The following is a 14,615-nucleotide window of genomic DNA, read 5'->3' on the forward strand; positions in this document are numbered from 1 at the left end:
CAGGATCGGCAGGCGGTCGCGGATGGTCAACGGACCGCGCTCCAGGTTGTCCGGGTCCGGACGGCGGTGAACCGGCGGCCGGTCCGGGGCGTCCGCGCACGGTTCTCCCCCGCGCGCCCGCCACCTGCGGAGATCCCCGGACGGGCGCGCGGGACGGGTTCCGTGCCCGGTGCCCCGGCCGCCGCGGCATGTCCGAAACGACTACAGCGTTTGCGGGATCCGGATCGCGTCCGCACCGGTCATGGTCGGTGGATGCAACCGATCCGGGTCCTGATCGTGGACGACCACGCGCTGTTCGCCGAGGCGCTCGCCGCCCGGCTGGGCCGCGAGCCCGACCTGGTGATCCTGCCGATCGCCGCGGACGTGCGGCGCGCGCTGGCCCTCGCCGGCACCGAGCGACCGCAGGTGGTCGTGCTGGACATGACGCTGGGCGCCGAGAGCGGCCTGGACGTCCTGGACCGCGTCCGCGAGGACCACCCGGACGTGCGGGTGGTGGTGCTGACCGCGATGAGCGACCTGGACACGCTGGTGCAGGCGGTGCGGCGCGGCGCGGTCGGCTGGCTGTCGAAGACCGAGGGCGCCGACCTGGTCGCGCGGGTGATCCGGTCGGCGGCGCGGCAGGGCGGCTGGCTCCCCCCGGAGGTGCTGGGCGAGGTGCTGCGCCGGCTCGCCGCGGGCGACGCGCGCGACGCGGGCGGCACCCGGCTGCTGGCGGACCTGACGCCCCGCGAACGCGAGGTGCTGCAGTGCATGGTCGACGGCCTCGGCCGCGCGGAGATCGCCGACCGGCTCGGGCTGTCGGCGAACACCGTCCGCACGCACACCCAGAACCTGCTGGCGAAGCTCGACCTGCACTCGGCGCTGGAGGCGATCACGCTCGCCATGCGCGCCGGCATGCGCCCGGGCTCCGGCGACTGACCACCGGGCCGACTGGTGCAAACGGCGTAGTGGGGGGTCGTCGTTTGGGCGATTCGGGAGGCCACGGGCCTTCCTACGCTCGGCCGTACCGATGCAGCAGGCCGGAGGGGAGACCCGTGGAGATCGATGAGGTCGCGGCGCGTGTGGCCCGCAGCTACTGGGCGCTCCTGCTGGTCATGACGGTCGTCCCGCTGGTTCTGGTGGGCGGCGTGATGAGCCGGCAGGACCCGCCCGCCGTCGCCAAGACGCGGCTGCAGGCGACCGCGAAGGCGGCGGACGCGGCGGCGGGCGACGCCGGCGTCAGCACCGTGGTCAGCCAGGTGAAGGCGTTCGCGACCAGCGAGAACCTGCTCAACGGCGTGACGGGGCAGCTGCACCTGCACCGGTCGACCAGCGGGCTCGCCAAGAACATCTCGGTCGCCGGGCTCGGCACTTCCACGGTGGTGGAGCTGTCGGTGAAGGACAAGGACCCGCAGGCCGCGCGGAGGCTGACCGACGCGATCGGCACGGCCGTGGTGAAGGAGATCAACGATTCCAACCAGGGCGCGATCACGCAGCAGATGTCCGGCATCGACAAGCGGGTGCGCGACCTGGAGAAGAGGCTCGGGCCGCTGTCGCGGCGGGCCGGCGCGCAGCCGAACCCCGACATCGGCGCCGCGAACGAGCGGGAGCGGGTGCAGGCGGAGCTGACCGACCTGCGGTCGAACCGCTCGGACCTGCAGGCGCAGCTGCTGGCCGCCGGGAACGCCTCGGTGGTGCAGCCGGCGGTGCTGGCGCCCAAGAGCAACCCGGCGGTCATGATGGCGGCGGTCGCGGGCCTGGTCGGGCTGATCGCCGGGATCCTGATCGCGGTCGTGGCGGAGATGGCGCGTCCCACGATCCCGGGGCAGCGGCGGGTCGCGCGGCGGCTCGGCGTCCCGCTGCTCGGGTGGGCGGACCGGGGACCGGCGGAGCTCGCCGACCTCGGCCGGCGGGTCCGGCTCGCCGCCCGCAAGGAGGAGGTCGGGAACGTCACGCTGGTCGGCGCGCCCGGCCCGCTGCCGGCCGACCTGGTGTCGTCGGTGGCGTCGGCGGTGTACGGGGACCGGACGAAGGTCGTCGGGTCCCGGCCCGTCCGGCAGCGGCCGGGCGACGGCGGAGGCACCGTCGCCGGCGCGTCCGCCAAGCCCAAGGACGCCAAGGACAAGGACGGCGCGCCGAAGGACGGCAAGCCGAAGAAGGACGGGCCCGAGGACGGGTCCGCCGGCGGGCCGGCCGACGGCCCGTCGCTGAACAGCTCCGGTCCCGGCACCGGCAGGAGCACGTCGGTGGTCCGCGCCGGGGGCGGCACCGCCGTGATGACGAAGAGGTCCGGCGAGGCGGTCTCCCCATCGGAGATCACCCAGCCGGTTCCGGTGCCCGTGCGCGCGGTGTGCCACGTGCACGCGTTCGAGGACATCGATCCGGGATCGGACGACGAGGTCGGGGTGGTCGTGGTGGTCGGGCCGGTGACGCGGGTGTCGGGCCTGGAGACGGTCCGCGACCTGGTCGCCGCGTCCGGCTGGCCGCTCCTCGGCGTCATCGCCACGTCCCGCAAGATCAAGGGGTAGCAGATGAGTGCAGTACCGTCCGAGGGGGGACGACCCCCCACACCCCCCGGTCCGACTTCGTCGGAATCTGTGGGCCAGTCCACCGTTCCGTTCACGATTCCGTCGCTGTCCGGCGAGGTGTCGGACGCCGTGGTGAAGGTCCTCGACTCGGGGTGGATCACCACCGGGCCGCAGACCGCCGCGTTCGAGCAGGAGTTCGCCGACTACCTGGGCGCCGCGCACGTCGTCGCGGTCGCCTCGTGCACGACCGCGCTGGAGCTGTGCCTGCGCGGGCTGGAGCTGCCGCCGGGGTCGGCGGTGCTGACGCCGAGCCTGACGTTCTGCGGCGCGATCAACGCGATCCTGCACGCGGGGCACCGGCCGGTGCTGGTCGACATCGACGAGGACACGCTGGTGCCGAGCCCCGAGACCGTGGCAGCGGCGGCTGCGCGCACGAAGCCGGCGGCGATGATCGTCCAGAACCAGGGCGGTTACCCGGTGGACGTGGCGGCGCTGGCGGAGGCGGCCGGGCTCGACCGGACGCGGATCGTCGAGGACGCGGCGCACGGGCCGGGCGCGGCGCGCGGCGGGAAGCCCGTCGGGTCGGAGTCGTTCGCGGCGTGCTTCTCCTTCTACGCCACCAAGAACATGCCGATCGGCGAGGGCGGCGCCATCGCGACGAGCGACGAGGGGCTGCAGGAGAAGGTCCGCGCGATGCGGCTGCACGGGATGAGCAAGGACTCGTGGAAGCGGTACCTGCCCGGCGGAAGCTGGCGGTACGACGTTAAGCAGATCGGCCTCAAGGCGAACATGACGGACGTGCAGGCGTCGATCGGGCGGGCGCAGCTCGCCGCGCTGCCGGAGTGGCAGCGGCGCCGCGCGGAGATCGTCGCCGCCTACGACGAGGCGTTCCGCGGCCTGCCCGGCCTGACGCTGCCGCAGCGGAACCTGGACGGGATCCGGCACGCCTGGCATCTCTACCAGGTCCGGGTCCCGGACCGGGACGCGATCAGCTCGGAGCTGGAGGCGGCGGGCGTGTCGACGTCCGTGCACTTCATCCCCGCGAACCAGATGACCTCCTACCGGGACATCCTGGGCGCCGACGAGTGCGCGCGGGTGCCGGTGACCGACCGGGTCGGTGAGGAGCTGCTGTCCCTCCCGCTGTATCCCGGGCTGACGTCCGACGGGCAGGACCGCGTCGTCGCCGCGCTCACCGAGGCACTGCGGGCCCGGAGCTGACCGTGCGATGGTTCCCGCCGCGCCTCACCCGCGTCGCCCGCCGCGCCGCGGCCGCCCCGCCCCCGCCCCCGCCCGTCCCGGTCAGCCCGCTCGCGCTGCTGATGGGACGGGACGAGGTCGCGCTGGCCGGGCTGCGCGGGCGGCGGCTCGTCCGGGGCCGGCGGGTGCTGGTCACCGGCGCCTGCGGGACGGTCGGGTCGGCGCTGTGCCGGCAGGTCGGCCGGCTGGAGCCGGCGGCGCTGTGCCTGGTCGACAAGGACGCGGTCGGGCTCGCGCGGCTGGCCGGGGAGCTCGCCGCGGAGGCCGGCGGGGTCCGGGTCGCGGTCGCCGAGGCGGACGTGCGGGACGGCGCCCGCGTCGACCGTGTCGTCCGGGACGCCCGGCCCGAGCTGCTGTTCCACACCGCCGGGCAGAACGAGCTGGCGAAGGTGGAGCAGGACCCGTGCCGGGGCGTCGCCGACAACGTCGTCGGCACCCGGCACGTGGTCGACAGCGCGGTCCGGCACGACGTGCAGCGGCTGGTGTTCGTCTCCTCCGACAAGGCCGCCGACCCGACCTCGGTGCTCGGGGCGACGATGCGGCTCGGCGAGCTGCTGCTGCAGACCGCGACGGGCGGCCCGACGTGCTTCGCGGCGGTCCGCGTCGGCAACGTCATCGGCGAGGCCGGCGCGCTGCTCAGCCTGCTCGCGCACCGCATCTCCTCCGGCGAGGTCGTCACGATCACCCATCCGGAGGTGGCGCGGCACTTCATGACGGTGGCGGAGGCGGCGGGCCTGCTGATCGAGGCGGCGGCGCTGGCGGAGGAGGCGGAGACGTTCGTGCTCGACATGGGCCGTCCCGTCCCCGTCGTCGAGCTGGTGCACCGGTACGCCGAGCAGCTGCGGCTGCCGGAGGTGACGATCCGGTTCAGCGGGCTCGGGCCCGGCGAGAAGCTCGCGGAGAAGGCGTTCGCCGACTCCGAGCGGCGGATCCGCACCGCGCACCCGAAGATCTGGGCGACCCGGACGGCGCCGCCGCCGGCCCGGGGGCCCCCCGGCCCGGGCTGCCGCAGCTGCTCGACGAGCTGGCGGCGGCGGCCGGGTCCGGCGACGACGGCCGGGTCCGGATGCTGCTGCGCCGGCTGCTGCCGGAGTACCACCCGGTGCGGCGCCCGCTCCCGGCCGGGGACCCGCCGCCGCCCGGCCCTTCTTGTCTGTGTGACGCGGGGTGCAGCCCCGACCCTCCCGGCCTGTGAGGTGCGCGTTGAGTACGAGCAGGAAGCTCCGAGTCGCCACGGTGATCACCCGGTTCAACGGCGGCGCCGGCCAGGTCGCGCTGAACGGCGCGCTCGCGCTGCCGGACGGTGAGTACGAGCGCGCGATCGTCACCGGCGGCGTCGGCATGGACAGCGAGGCGCAGGCTTCGCGCGACACCGTTCTCTATGGCGACGAGGCGGTCGAGAACGCCGCGGCGGGCGACCTGACCCCGAAGGCGCACGCCGCCGGGATGGAGATCGTGCAGGTCGGGCCGCTGGTCCCGCAGATCTCGCCGCGCGACGACCTCGCCGCGCTGAAGACGCTGACGCGGGTGCTCGCCGAGGGGCGCTACGACGTCGTCCACACCCACAGCGCGAAGGGCGGCGTGATCGGGCGGGTCGCGGCGGCCCGCGCGGGCGTCCCGCGGATCGTGCACACCTGGCACGGGTTCCCGTTCAACGAGTTCCAGTCGTGGGCGCGGCGCAGCGTCTACATCCGGCTGGAGCGGATCGCCGCGAAGCGCACCGACGCGTTCCTCGCGATCGGGTCGGAGACGGTGACGACCGCGCTGCGCCTCGGCCTCGCCACGCCGGAGCGGGTCCGGCTGTCGTGGCCGGCCGTGGACGTGGACGCCTACGCGACTGCGGCCGGGTCACGGGCGCAGGCCCGCCGCCGCCTCGACCTGCCGCTCGGGGTGAAGGTGGTCGGCGCGATCGGCCGGCTGACGTTCCAGAAGGGCCCGGAGATCTTCGCCAAGGCGCTGGCGCGGCTGCCCGACGACGTGTTCGGGCTGTGGGTCGGCGGCGGCCCGATGGCCGACGAGCTGGACGAGCTGACCGCCCGGCTCGGGATCGGCGAGCGGATGCGCTGGCTCGGCCACCGCGACGACGTCGCCGACGTGCTGCCCGCGTTCGACCTGATGGCGATGCCGTCCCGCTGGGAGGGCCTGCCGTGCGTGCTGGTCGAGGCGATCGGCGCGGGGATCCCGCTGGTCGCCACGGCCGTCCCGTCCAACCAGGACCTGGTGCTCGCCGGGGAGACCGGGATGCTCGTCCCGCCCGAGAACCCCGAGCAGCTCGCCGGCGCGATCGGCGCGCTGCTGGACGACCCGGCCGCCGCCGCGCGGATGGCCGAGCGGGCCCGCGGCCGGATCGGCGACTGGTTCTCCCCCGCGCACCTCGGGACCGTCCTGGACGAGACCTACCGAGGAAGCTCCAAGCGCCCATGACCGCACTGATTCCGACGCGGTCGGGCCGGAGGGCGCGGAGGGCCGTCCCCCCGCGGGAGGCACCGGCCGAGGCGCCGCCGGCCGCCCCGCCGGAGCCCGGCGGGACGGCCGGACCCGAGCCGCCGGCGCTCCGGCGGCGGTGGCCGCTGACGTCGGTCGCCCTGGTGCTCGGCATCGCGTCGCTGCCGATGCTGATGCCGGCCGGGCTGCCGCCGGGCCCCGGCAACACCGGGCTGCCCGACCTCGCGCTCATCGGGCTCTCCACCGTGACGCTGCTGTGGGCCGGCACGGGGAGGCTGCCGGTGCGCTGGCCGTTCCTGATCCCCACCCTGATGACGATCATCGCGGGCGGGATCGCCGCGGTCGTCAACCAGGCCGGCACGCTCACCCTGGTCAAGGACCTGTTCGTGCTGATGTGGGCGGTGAGCATCGCCAACCTCGGCCGCGACCCGAGGATGCTGCGGCTCGCGCTGCGCGCGTTCGTGGTGATCGGCACCTTCTACGCGGTCGTCGAGATCCTGGGAATGCTCCTCGGCATCGAGGCGATGTCCGGCAAGCAGCTCGACGGCGAGCGCGCGATGTTCACCTTCGGCGACGCCAACTACGCCTCCAACTGGTTCATCTGCGTCTTCTTCATCGTCCGCGCGACCCGGTACCCGCGGAAGACCTGGCACCGCTGGACGGTCTGCGCCGTCATCCTGGTCGCCGAAGGGCTGACCGGCTCCAACGGCGGGCTCCTCGCGCTGTGCGTCGCGCTGCTGCTCGGCTACCTGTTCCGGCTGTTCCGCGAGGGCAAGGCGCACCACGCGCTCGCGGTCGGCGCGCTGGCGTTCCTCATCGCCGGCACCGGCGTCGCCGTGGTCACCGCCGTGAACGTCCAGCCGTACCTGGACCAGGCGAGCCAGATGTCCCCGGTGCTGCGCGACTCCATCGGCCGCACCACCGGGGAGAGCACCGAGTCGCGCAGCTCGGTCAACGCCGCGACCGTCCAGATGCTGGAGGAGCAGACGCGGCCGTGGGGCATCGGCCCCAACCAGACCCGCCCGCAGATGCTCGCGCGGCAGTACGGCTACGTCCGCGAGGCGCACAACGACTACATCGCCGCGGTGCTGGAACGCGGGTTCCTCGGCGGGGTCGCGCTGATCACGCTGCTGTTCGTGCTGATCCAGCGGTGCGTGCGGATCGCGCGGCGGGGCGCGCTGACCCCCCGGTACGCGGCGCTCGTCCCGCATCCGGAGATGTTCGGCGCGCTCCTCGCGGTGTTCCTGGTCTCCGCGCTCTTCTACCAGACCCTGCACTACCGGCACGGCTGGGCCTTCTTCGGCCTGGTCGCCGCCCTCGACCTCTTCGGAAGACGCGCAGCCCCGGAGGGGCGACCCCCTGGAACGCGGACCCGGTCGCGCACTGCCGATGATCCAGACCCGGCGGAGGGAGCCCGATGACGGACACTCAGCGGCCACCGGCGGCCCCCGCCGCCGACGCCGAGGCCGGACGGCTGCGGCGGCGGCTCCTCGCGCTCGTCGCGGGGAACATGGCCGGGCGGATCGGCGCGCTCGGGTCGCTCGGCATCGCGACGATCCTGGTCGCGCGGATCGGCGGGCCGAAGCTCGTCGGCGCGTTCACGCTCGTGCGGATCCTGCCGGGGCTGCTGTGCCAGCTGTCCAGCGCCGGGCTGCCCGGCGCCGCGCCCTACTTCCTCGCCCGCGACTCCTACGACCAGAGCCGGGTGCGGCCCACGCTGGCGTGGCTGACGGTCATCGGCGCGGTGCTCGGCGGGCTCGGCTGGCTCGCTCTCAGCCCGCTCGCCTACCTGGTGTTCTTCAAGTCGTTCGGGATCTGGATCACGATCGCCGCGGCGGCGCCGTCGTTCACCCAGGGGTTCGTGTCGGTCGGCAAGGGGCTGCTGCAGGGCACCGACGACCAGCCCGGCGCGAGCCTCGCCATCGCCGTCGAGGAGTTCGTGTTCGTCCCGATCTACCTGGTGCTGCTGACCGGCTGGTACGGGCCGGGCGCGCTGATCACCGGGCTCGTGCTCGCCGACGTCGCGGCGGCGGCGTGGATCGCGCGGCGCCTCGCCACCCGCGGGTTCTTCCGCGGCTGGGGACGCCCCGACCGGCGCCTCGGCCGGACGATCGCCGGATACGGGGTCCGCGGCTACGTCGGGCAGCTCATCGACCTGCTGCAACTGCGGTTCGACATGGCGCTGCTCGGCGCGCTCGCCGGCCCGAAGGTGCTCGGCGTGTACACGGTCGCGAGCAAGTTCGCCGAGCTGGTGCAGCTGCCCGGCCTCGCCGTGAACTACGTGCTGTACCCCGACTTCGCCAAGGAGGACCGGGGCAAGGCGACCCGGCGCACCGCGCGCCTCATCCTGCCCGCGTTCGGCGTCTCGGTGGTCGCCGCGATCCCGCTGGCGCTCATCGCCGGGACCGCCCTGCCGTGGATCTTCGGGGACGTGTTCGACGACGCGGTCCTGCCCACCTACATCCGGCTCGCCGGCGTCGTCACGTTCGGCGTCACCGGACTGATCATGGCGTACCTGTACGGGGTCGGACGGCCAGGCGCCGCGTCCACCGGGCAGGGCATCGGGCTGGTGGTCGTCGTCGTGATCGGCGCGGTCCTGATCCCCCGGCACGGCGCCGTCGGCGCGGCGATCGCCACGTCCATCTCCTTCGTCGCCACCACCGCCGCGCTGATGGCCTGGTTCCAGCACGTCCGCAAGGCCGTCGCCCGCGAACCCGGCGCCGCGGCCGCCGCGCCCGCCGCAGCCGACGACCCTGCTCCGCACAGCAAGGGGTGACCATGTCCGAGGACCACACCGAACTCGCCACGCGGCCCGTCGACCCGTCCGACGGCGTCGCGCCCTCGGCGGCGCGCCGCGCCCTGGACATCGCCGGCGCGCTCACCGGGCTGGTGCTGCTCAGCGTCCCGCTGGTGCTCGTCTACCTGCTGGTCCGGCTGTCCAGCCCGGGTCCCGGGGTGTTCCGGCAGACCCGCGTCGGGCAGGGCGGCCGGCCGTTCACCATGTACAAGTTCCGGACGATGCGGCAGGGCGTCGGCGGGCTCACCGTCACCGCCAACTGCGACCCGCGCCTCACCCGGATCGGCAAGCTGCTGCGGCAGTGGTCGCTGGACGAGCTGCCGCAGCTGGTGAACGTGCTGCGCGGGCAGATGACGCTGGTCGGGCCGCGCCCGGAGACCTACGACCTCGCGGTGCACTACGACGCGCACGCGCGGTGGATCTTCGACCACCGGCCGGGGCTGACCGGGGTGTCGGAGGTCCGGTTCCGCGACTTCGACGTGCTCGGCCCCGGCGAGGAGGTCGACCTCGTCAACTACATCGAGCGGATCGTCCCGGCGCGGGTCGCGGTGGACGCGGTCTACCTGCGCGACCCGTCGATGCGGCAGACGCTGCGGGCGCTGTGGGACACCGTCAGGCACATCCTCGGGTTCACGATCCCCCCGCTCCAGGTGGCGGCGGACGGAACCGTCGAGGAGGCGTCCGGCCCGGCGCCGGCCCCCGCGCCGACAGCCGACGCGGCCGCCCGCACGCCCGCCGAGGAGCCCGGCTCCGCGGCGTAGAGACCCCGATCGGGGAGAGGGAGACATGGACATCCGGGACGTCCGGTTCAAGGTCTCGGCCGTCGCGGCCGCGGTGGTGCTGGTGGCCGGGTTCCTCCTCTACCTGCAGCACCGGTCGTCGTCCGGCGGGTACGAGCGCTACGGCGGCCCGCCGGCGACGCCCGGCTCGCCCGCCGCCCCGCCCGGCCAGACCCGCCGCATCGCGCTGAACACCCAGCCGTCGGACTACCCGAAGCTGAAGCAGCTCGGCTACGACCTCGTGGACGTCAAACCGCAGGACGCGCTCGTCGCGGGCGTCCCGGACGGGATGCAGGCGCTGCTGTGGGTCGGCAACTTCACCTGCGGCTCCTTCGACCTGGACTACGACGGGTTCACCCGGGCGGTGCAGCGGTACGGGCACAACCCGAAGGTGTACGGGTGGTACCTGTCGGACGAGCCGGACACCGGGCGCTGCCCGAAGATCGCCGGGGAGATCCGGCGGCGCGCCGACTACATCCGGCAGAACGCGCCCGGGCAGGTCTCCTTCGTCTCGCTGACCGACTGGCCGATGAAGCAGCTCGCGCCGAAGCGGGTCGGCGTCGACCTCTACGGCCTCGACCCCTATCCCTGCAAGGGCTCGGCGGACGTGCAGGACTCGTGCGACATCGGGGCGATCGACCGGATGGTCCGGATGGCCGACGACGCCGGCATCCCGCGCGCGAAGGTCGCGCCCGTCCTGCAGACGTTCGGGCAGGGCTGCTCCAAGGGCGACAAGCAGTACTGGCTGCCGACCCAGGCACAGTTCCGCAGGATCCTCGCCCGCTGGGACAAACTCGCGCCGCGTCCCCGGCTGGAGATCTCCTACTCGTGGGGGCACCAGTCCGAGTGGGCGTGCCCGTCGCTGGCGGACGCGTCCGGCGGCGGCCATCCCGACCTGCAGAGCATCATGAAGGCCCGCAACACCGGCAGGTGAGGCTCCCCCGCATCGGCGAGGGGCCAGGTCACTTCTTGGGGTGGTCGGCGACCGCCGGATGCCCGTCCGACGGGAGCGGCAGGTTGAACGACCCGGCCTTCAGCGCCACGACCTCCATACCGCCGACGAGCAGCACGAACGCCACGGCCATCAGGCCCAGCTGCACCCGGTTCGGTTTCCTGACCAGCCTGAGCCTGCGGCCTAGTCCGTCTTTGAAAGCCGCCAAAGCCCCGCGGTTCACGCGCACCCCTTCAACCCCCCATTAACCACGAGAAACCTAACACAACCCCGCACAACAGCCGGGCCGGACACGCCCCTGTCGGCATGCCCGGCCCGAGCCGCGAGCCCCCGTGTTCCGAGGGTCAGGAGACGCGGCGGCTGGTCAGGTTCGCGGCGCGGGCGTTGACGCACGCGCCGGTCGCGAGGTCGAACGCGAAGTTGTGCGCCAGGCAGTGCACCTGGCCCTCGCGGATGACCGCGCCGACCGACAGGTCCTCGCCGGCGTGCGGGCAGTAGCGCGGGATGTCGTAGCACCCGCCGGCCCACTCCACGGTGATCCGCTCGCTCTCGTCCCGGCCCGTCTCGTACGCCTCGACGGCGTTCAGGGCGGGTACGTTCGCGTGCTTGAGCAGCCCCACCAGGTAGTCGTTGTAGACGTCCGGGTCGCGGTACAGGCTGAGCCGGAAGGAGATGAGCAGGTCCTCCCAGGCCATCCGGCCGGTCAGCACGGAGTCCAGCCAGCGGCCGGCCGTGGTGATCCGGTAGTGCGGCCGGACGTCCGGGGCCGCCTTCCCGACGGTCAGCCCGTCCGGGGTGAAGTCCACGTCCCAGACGCCGCCGTTCGGGCCGGTGATCTCGAACCGGACCAGCATCGCGATCTGCCGCAGGAAGTAGTCGCTGAGGCGGCCGAGGTGCTCGAAGTGGGCGGCGAACCGGTCGTACAGGTCCGGGCCCGGCTCCGGGTACTCGGCGAGGACGCCCTCGATCAGCTCCTTGCGGTCCTCGGCGTACTGCTTGAGGTAGGCGGGGCGGTCGTCGTCGGCGAAGGAGAACTCCGCCGAGACGGGGTCGCGGTCGACCTCGCCGGTGTCCAGGTCCACCCGGTCGCCGGGCTTGAAGCAGTCCCAGCGCTGGCCGGGCAGGTGCTCGCGCAGCCACCGCGTGGAGGCCTCGGGGTCGCAGAACGCCCCGTCCCGCTGGCCGAGCACCCAGTTGAGGTGGTCGACCTCGCCGTCCAGGAAGCAGGGCGGCCCGGCGAACGGGACGGCGAGCTCCGGGGCCGTCTGCCGGACGAGCCGCTGCGCCGCGCGCAGCTTGGACGTCCGCTTGTCCATCGAGACCCTGGCCATCTCCTCGGGCGGGTACTCGTAGCAGATCGGATGCCAGGACGCGCCGGAGGTCTGCAGCGCCATCAGGTCGAGCCGGCCGCCCGCCAGGTGCTTGGCGCGGCGGGCCTGCGCGGCGGTGAGCCGGGCGTCGTTGCAGTGCAGGATCCCGCGCCCGTCCGCGACGATGAGAAAGGCCGCGTCATGGCACATGGGCGAGAGTTCCGGAATGACCGTTATCCAGGAGCCCCGATTGTCGAGCGGGAATTGCTCCCAGGGCGCTATCTCGATTACCTGGCGGGAACCCGCGGCTTCCGCCATCCGTTCCCTGAACGCCGGGCCCGGATAGCGCGGAATGAGGATCCGGGTCCGCACCGGAAGCCGGTCGACGACCCAGGGGTCGAAATGATCAAGGTGCTCGTGCGAGACCGCCATCCAGTCCGCGGCGAGCAACCGATCGAGGTCGAGGTGATCGTTTCTGGGGTACTGGTGCCAGGCCCCGATAAAGGCCCCCGTTGGAGCGAGCCACGGGTCTGCGAGCAGGTGGAACGCCCGGGCGTGGACCGACACCCCCGCATGTCCGGTAAATGTGACCGTCGGCATGTTGCGACTGTCTCTCACCGGCCCCGCGAGCGCACCCGCCGCAATGCGCAAAGCGGCTACGCCGTAGGCATGAAGAAAATGTCACAAGCCGAACTGACAATCCTGACTTAGACGCATGGAGAAAGACCCGAGTTTACCCGGATCCGTGCATGTCCACTTCCGGTCAGGCACCGGTCTGTTGCGGTCAATTGACTGGACACGACCAGGCACGCGGGGTGACCGTCGAGGCGGTGCTGGAATATACGGACGGGGGTCCATTCATGATCAACGGGCGGTCACGATCCTCCCCGATGGGCGGTGCGGGCGTGGGGACGCTCGCCGCCGCGCCGGTGCGGGAGGCCGTGCGGGAGGCCGTGCGGCCGGATCCGCCGGCCGCACCGGAGACGGCCGGCGAGCACGCGCTGTGGAAGCGGCGGCTGCGGCACGACATCCGGCACGAGCTCGGCACGATCATCATGCTGGCGTCGGCGGTCGTGGTCGCCGAGGACGTCGGCGACGGCAGCCGCGCGCGGATCGAGCAGCTGCTCGGCGAGACCCGCTGGCTCGACCACCTGCTCCGCCGGCTCGACGAGGACGACGACGACCAGCCCCTGCCGAGCCCGGAGCGGATCCGGGTGGACGAGCTCGCCGCCGAGGTCGTGACCGGCATGCGGCTCGCCGCCCCGCACGAGGTCGGCTTCCGCGGCGGCGAGGCGTGGGCGCACATGGACCCGGTCGCGCTGTGGCGGGCCGTCCGCAACGTGCTGGACAACGCCTGCCGCGTCGCCGAGGGCCGTGTCGACGTCCAGGTGGAGGTCGACCAGGGGTGGGTCGTCATCCAGGTCGACGACGACGGCCCCGGCTTCGGCACCGGCACCGGCCCCACCGCCGGTGCCGGCGTGCACGGCGCGCCGTCGTCCAACGGCGCGCAGCCGGGAGGTGCGCGGTCCGGTGCCGTCCGGCCGCAGGGGCGCCCGGCCGGGGCGCGGCGCGGGCTGGCCTCGCTCGGGCTCGGCATCGTGCACGACCTCATCTCGGGCTACGGCGGCAGCCTGGAGATCCGCACCTGCGAGATGGGCGGGGCCCGGGTGCGCATGCTGCTGCCGTCGGCGCCGCCCGCGCGCGAGCCGGTGCTGCCGCACGCGCCGGTGCCGCCGCACGCGTCCGGCGGCGCGCCGGAGGGGGCGCTGGCCGACGCGCACGCCGACGACTGGCGGCCGCATCCATGAGGGTCGTCATCTGCGACGACCACGCCGTCTTCGCGGACTCGCTGTCGCTGGTGCTGTCGGACGCCGGGCACGTGGTGGTCGGCGTCGCCTACTCGCCGGAGGAGGCGCTGCCGGTCCTGCGCGGCCGGCAGGCCGACCTCTGCCTGATCGACCTGCAGTTCCCGTCCGGCACCGCGCTGGACTGGATGCCCCGGCTGCGCGCCGCCGCCCCGGACACCCGCTTCGTGGTGCTGACCGGGTTCCTGGAGCAGCACGTGCTGGAGGCGGGCGTCGCGGCGGGCGTGCGGGGGTTCGCGCACAAGGGCCAGCAGGCGGGCGACATCCTCACGGTGCTGCGCCGGGTCGCCGGGGGCGAGGTCGTCGTGGACCAGGCCGCGCGGGGCGCGGTCCGGCCGCGCAACCAGGCGCAGCGGGTCGCGCGGTTCCTCACCCCGCGCGAGCGCGAGGTGCTGACCCGCCTCGCGCGCGGCGAGTCCACCCAGGCGCTGGCCAAGGCGATGGGCGTCACCCGCAGCACGGCGCGCAGCCACGTGCAGAGCGTGCTGAGCAAGCTCGGCGTGCACTCCCAGCGGGAGGCGGTGATCGAGGCGGCCAGGCATGGCCTGGTCAGTGTCGAGACCGGGGAGTGGCTGGCCGGTTGACGGCGCGGGGCCGGGCATGACGGCCGGACCGGGCGCCGCCGCGGCGGGGGACGGCCGAATCCGGACATACGGGGTGCGGCCGGGACGCGTTAACGTCCCCCTCGGAGGGAGGGGTTCCC

General features: G+C 73.7%; 13 protein-coding genes. 11 read left to right on the forward strand and 2 right to left on the reverse strand.

The window, feature by feature from the left end; translation table 11 throughout:
* Positions 1-252: 252 nt before the first annotated feature.
* From ABD296_RS21890 to ABD296_RS21930, 9 genes are all read left to right on the forward strand, one after another.
* Positions 253-918, forward strand: a complete 666-nt coding sequence (locus tag ABD296_RS21890; protein ID WP_344269999.1) for a response regulator transcription factor — start codon at positions 253-255, stop codon at positions 916-918.
* A 116-nt stretch (positions 919-1,034) separates the two neighbouring features.
* Positions 1,035-2,507, forward strand: coding sequence for a hypothetical protein (locus ABD296_RS21895; protein WP_344270002.1), 1,473 nt, complete (start codon positions 1,035-1,037; stop codon positions 2,505-2,507).
* A gap of 69 nt (positions 2,508-2,576) precedes the next feature.
* On the forward strand, positions 2,577-3,725 hold the full coding sequence (locus tag ABD296_RS21900) for a DegT/DnrJ/EryC1/StrS family aminotransferase (RefSeq protein ID WP_344270004.1): 1,149 nt from the start codon (positions 2,577-2,579) through the stop codon (positions 3,723-3,725).
* Between the two features lie 2 nt (positions 3,726-3,727).
* Positions 3,728-5,071 carry an SDR family NAD(P)-dependent oxidoreductase gene (locus ABD296_RS21905; protein ID WP_344270006.1) on the forward strand — a complete coding sequence of 448 codons (1,344 nt, stop codon included), beginning with the start codon at positions 3,728-3,730 and terminating at the stop codon, positions 5,069-5,071.
* Positions 5,001-6,188 (forward strand): glycosyltransferase, encoded by a 1,188-nt coding sequence (locus tag ABD296_RS21910; RefSeq protein WP_344270009.1) that lies wholly within the window; start codon positions 5,001-5,003, stop codon positions 6,186-6,188. The genes ABD296_RS21905 and ABD296_RS21910 overlap by 71 nt, the downstream gene beginning before the upstream one ends.
* Complete coding sequence (locus tag ABD296_RS21915; RefSeq protein WP_344270012.1) at positions 6,185-7,630, forward strand: O-antigen ligase family protein; 1,446 nt, start codon at positions 6,185-6,187, stop codon at positions 7,628-7,630. Before ABD296_RS21910 ends, ABD296_RS21915 begins: the two co-directional genes overlap by 4 nt.
* Positions 7,627-8,985 carry a lipopolysaccharide biosynthesis protein gene (locus ABD296_RS21920; RefSeq protein ID WP_344270015.1) on the forward strand — a complete coding sequence of 453 codons (1,359 nt, stop codon included), beginning with the start codon at positions 7,627-7,629 and terminating at the stop codon, positions 8,983-8,985. The genes ABD296_RS21915 and ABD296_RS21920 overlap by 4 nt, the downstream gene beginning before the upstream one ends.
* A 2-nt stretch (positions 8,986-8,987) precedes the next feature.
* On the forward strand, positions 8,988-9,767 hold the full coding sequence (locus ABD296_RS21925) for a sugar transferase (protein WP_344270017.1): 780 nt from the start codon (positions 8,988-8,990) through the stop codon (positions 9,765-9,767).
* A 25-nt stretch (positions 9,768-9,792) separates the two neighbouring features.
* The gene (locus ABD296_RS21930) at positions 9,793-10,719 is read left to right on the forward strand and encodes a hypothetical protein (protein ID WP_344270020.1); all 927 of its coding nucleotides are present in this window, start codon (positions 9,793-9,795) and stop codon (positions 10,717-10,719) included.
* 28 nt (positions 10,720-10,747) lie between these two features.
* Here the strand turns inward: ABD296_RS21930 and ABD296_RS21935 are convergent, their stop codons facing one another.
* Both ABD296_RS21935 and ABD296_RS21940 read right to left on the reverse strand, forming a co-directional pair.
* On the reverse strand, positions 10,748-10,885 hold the full coding sequence (locus ABD296_RS21935) for a hypothetical protein (protein WP_344270023.1): 138 nt from the start codon (positions 10,883-10,885) through the stop codon (positions 10,748-10,750).
* A gap of 196 nt (positions 10,886-11,081) precedes the next feature.
* On the reverse strand, positions 11,082-12,257 hold the full coding sequence (locus tag ABD296_RS21940; protein WP_344270026.1) for a Rieske (2Fe-2S) protein: 1,176 nt from the start codon (positions 12,255-12,257) through the stop codon (positions 11,082-11,084).
* A 680-nt stretch (positions 12,258-12,937) separates the two neighbouring features.
* On the opposite strand from ABD296_RS21940, the gene ABD296_RS21945 reads away from it, so the two are divergent.
* Positions 12,938-13,855: a sensor histidine kinase gene (locus tag ABD296_RS21945; RefSeq protein WP_344270029.1), complete on the forward strand. Its 918-nt coding sequence runs from the start codon at positions 12,938-12,940 to the stop codon at positions 13,853-13,855.
* Positions 13,852-14,496, forward strand: a complete 645-nt coding sequence (locus tag ABD296_RS21950; protein ID WP_344270033.1) for a response regulator transcription factor — start codon at positions 13,852-13,854, stop codon at positions 14,494-14,496. Before ABD296_RS21945 ends, ABD296_RS21950 begins: the two co-directional genes overlap by 4 nt.
* Positions 14,497-14,615 lie beyond the last annotated feature (119 nt).

It is taken from the genome of Actinomadura napierensis, assembly GCF_039529375.1.
GTDB lineage: Bacteria > Actinomycetota > Actinomycetes > Streptosporangiales > Streptosporangiaceae > Spirillospora > Spirillospora napierensis.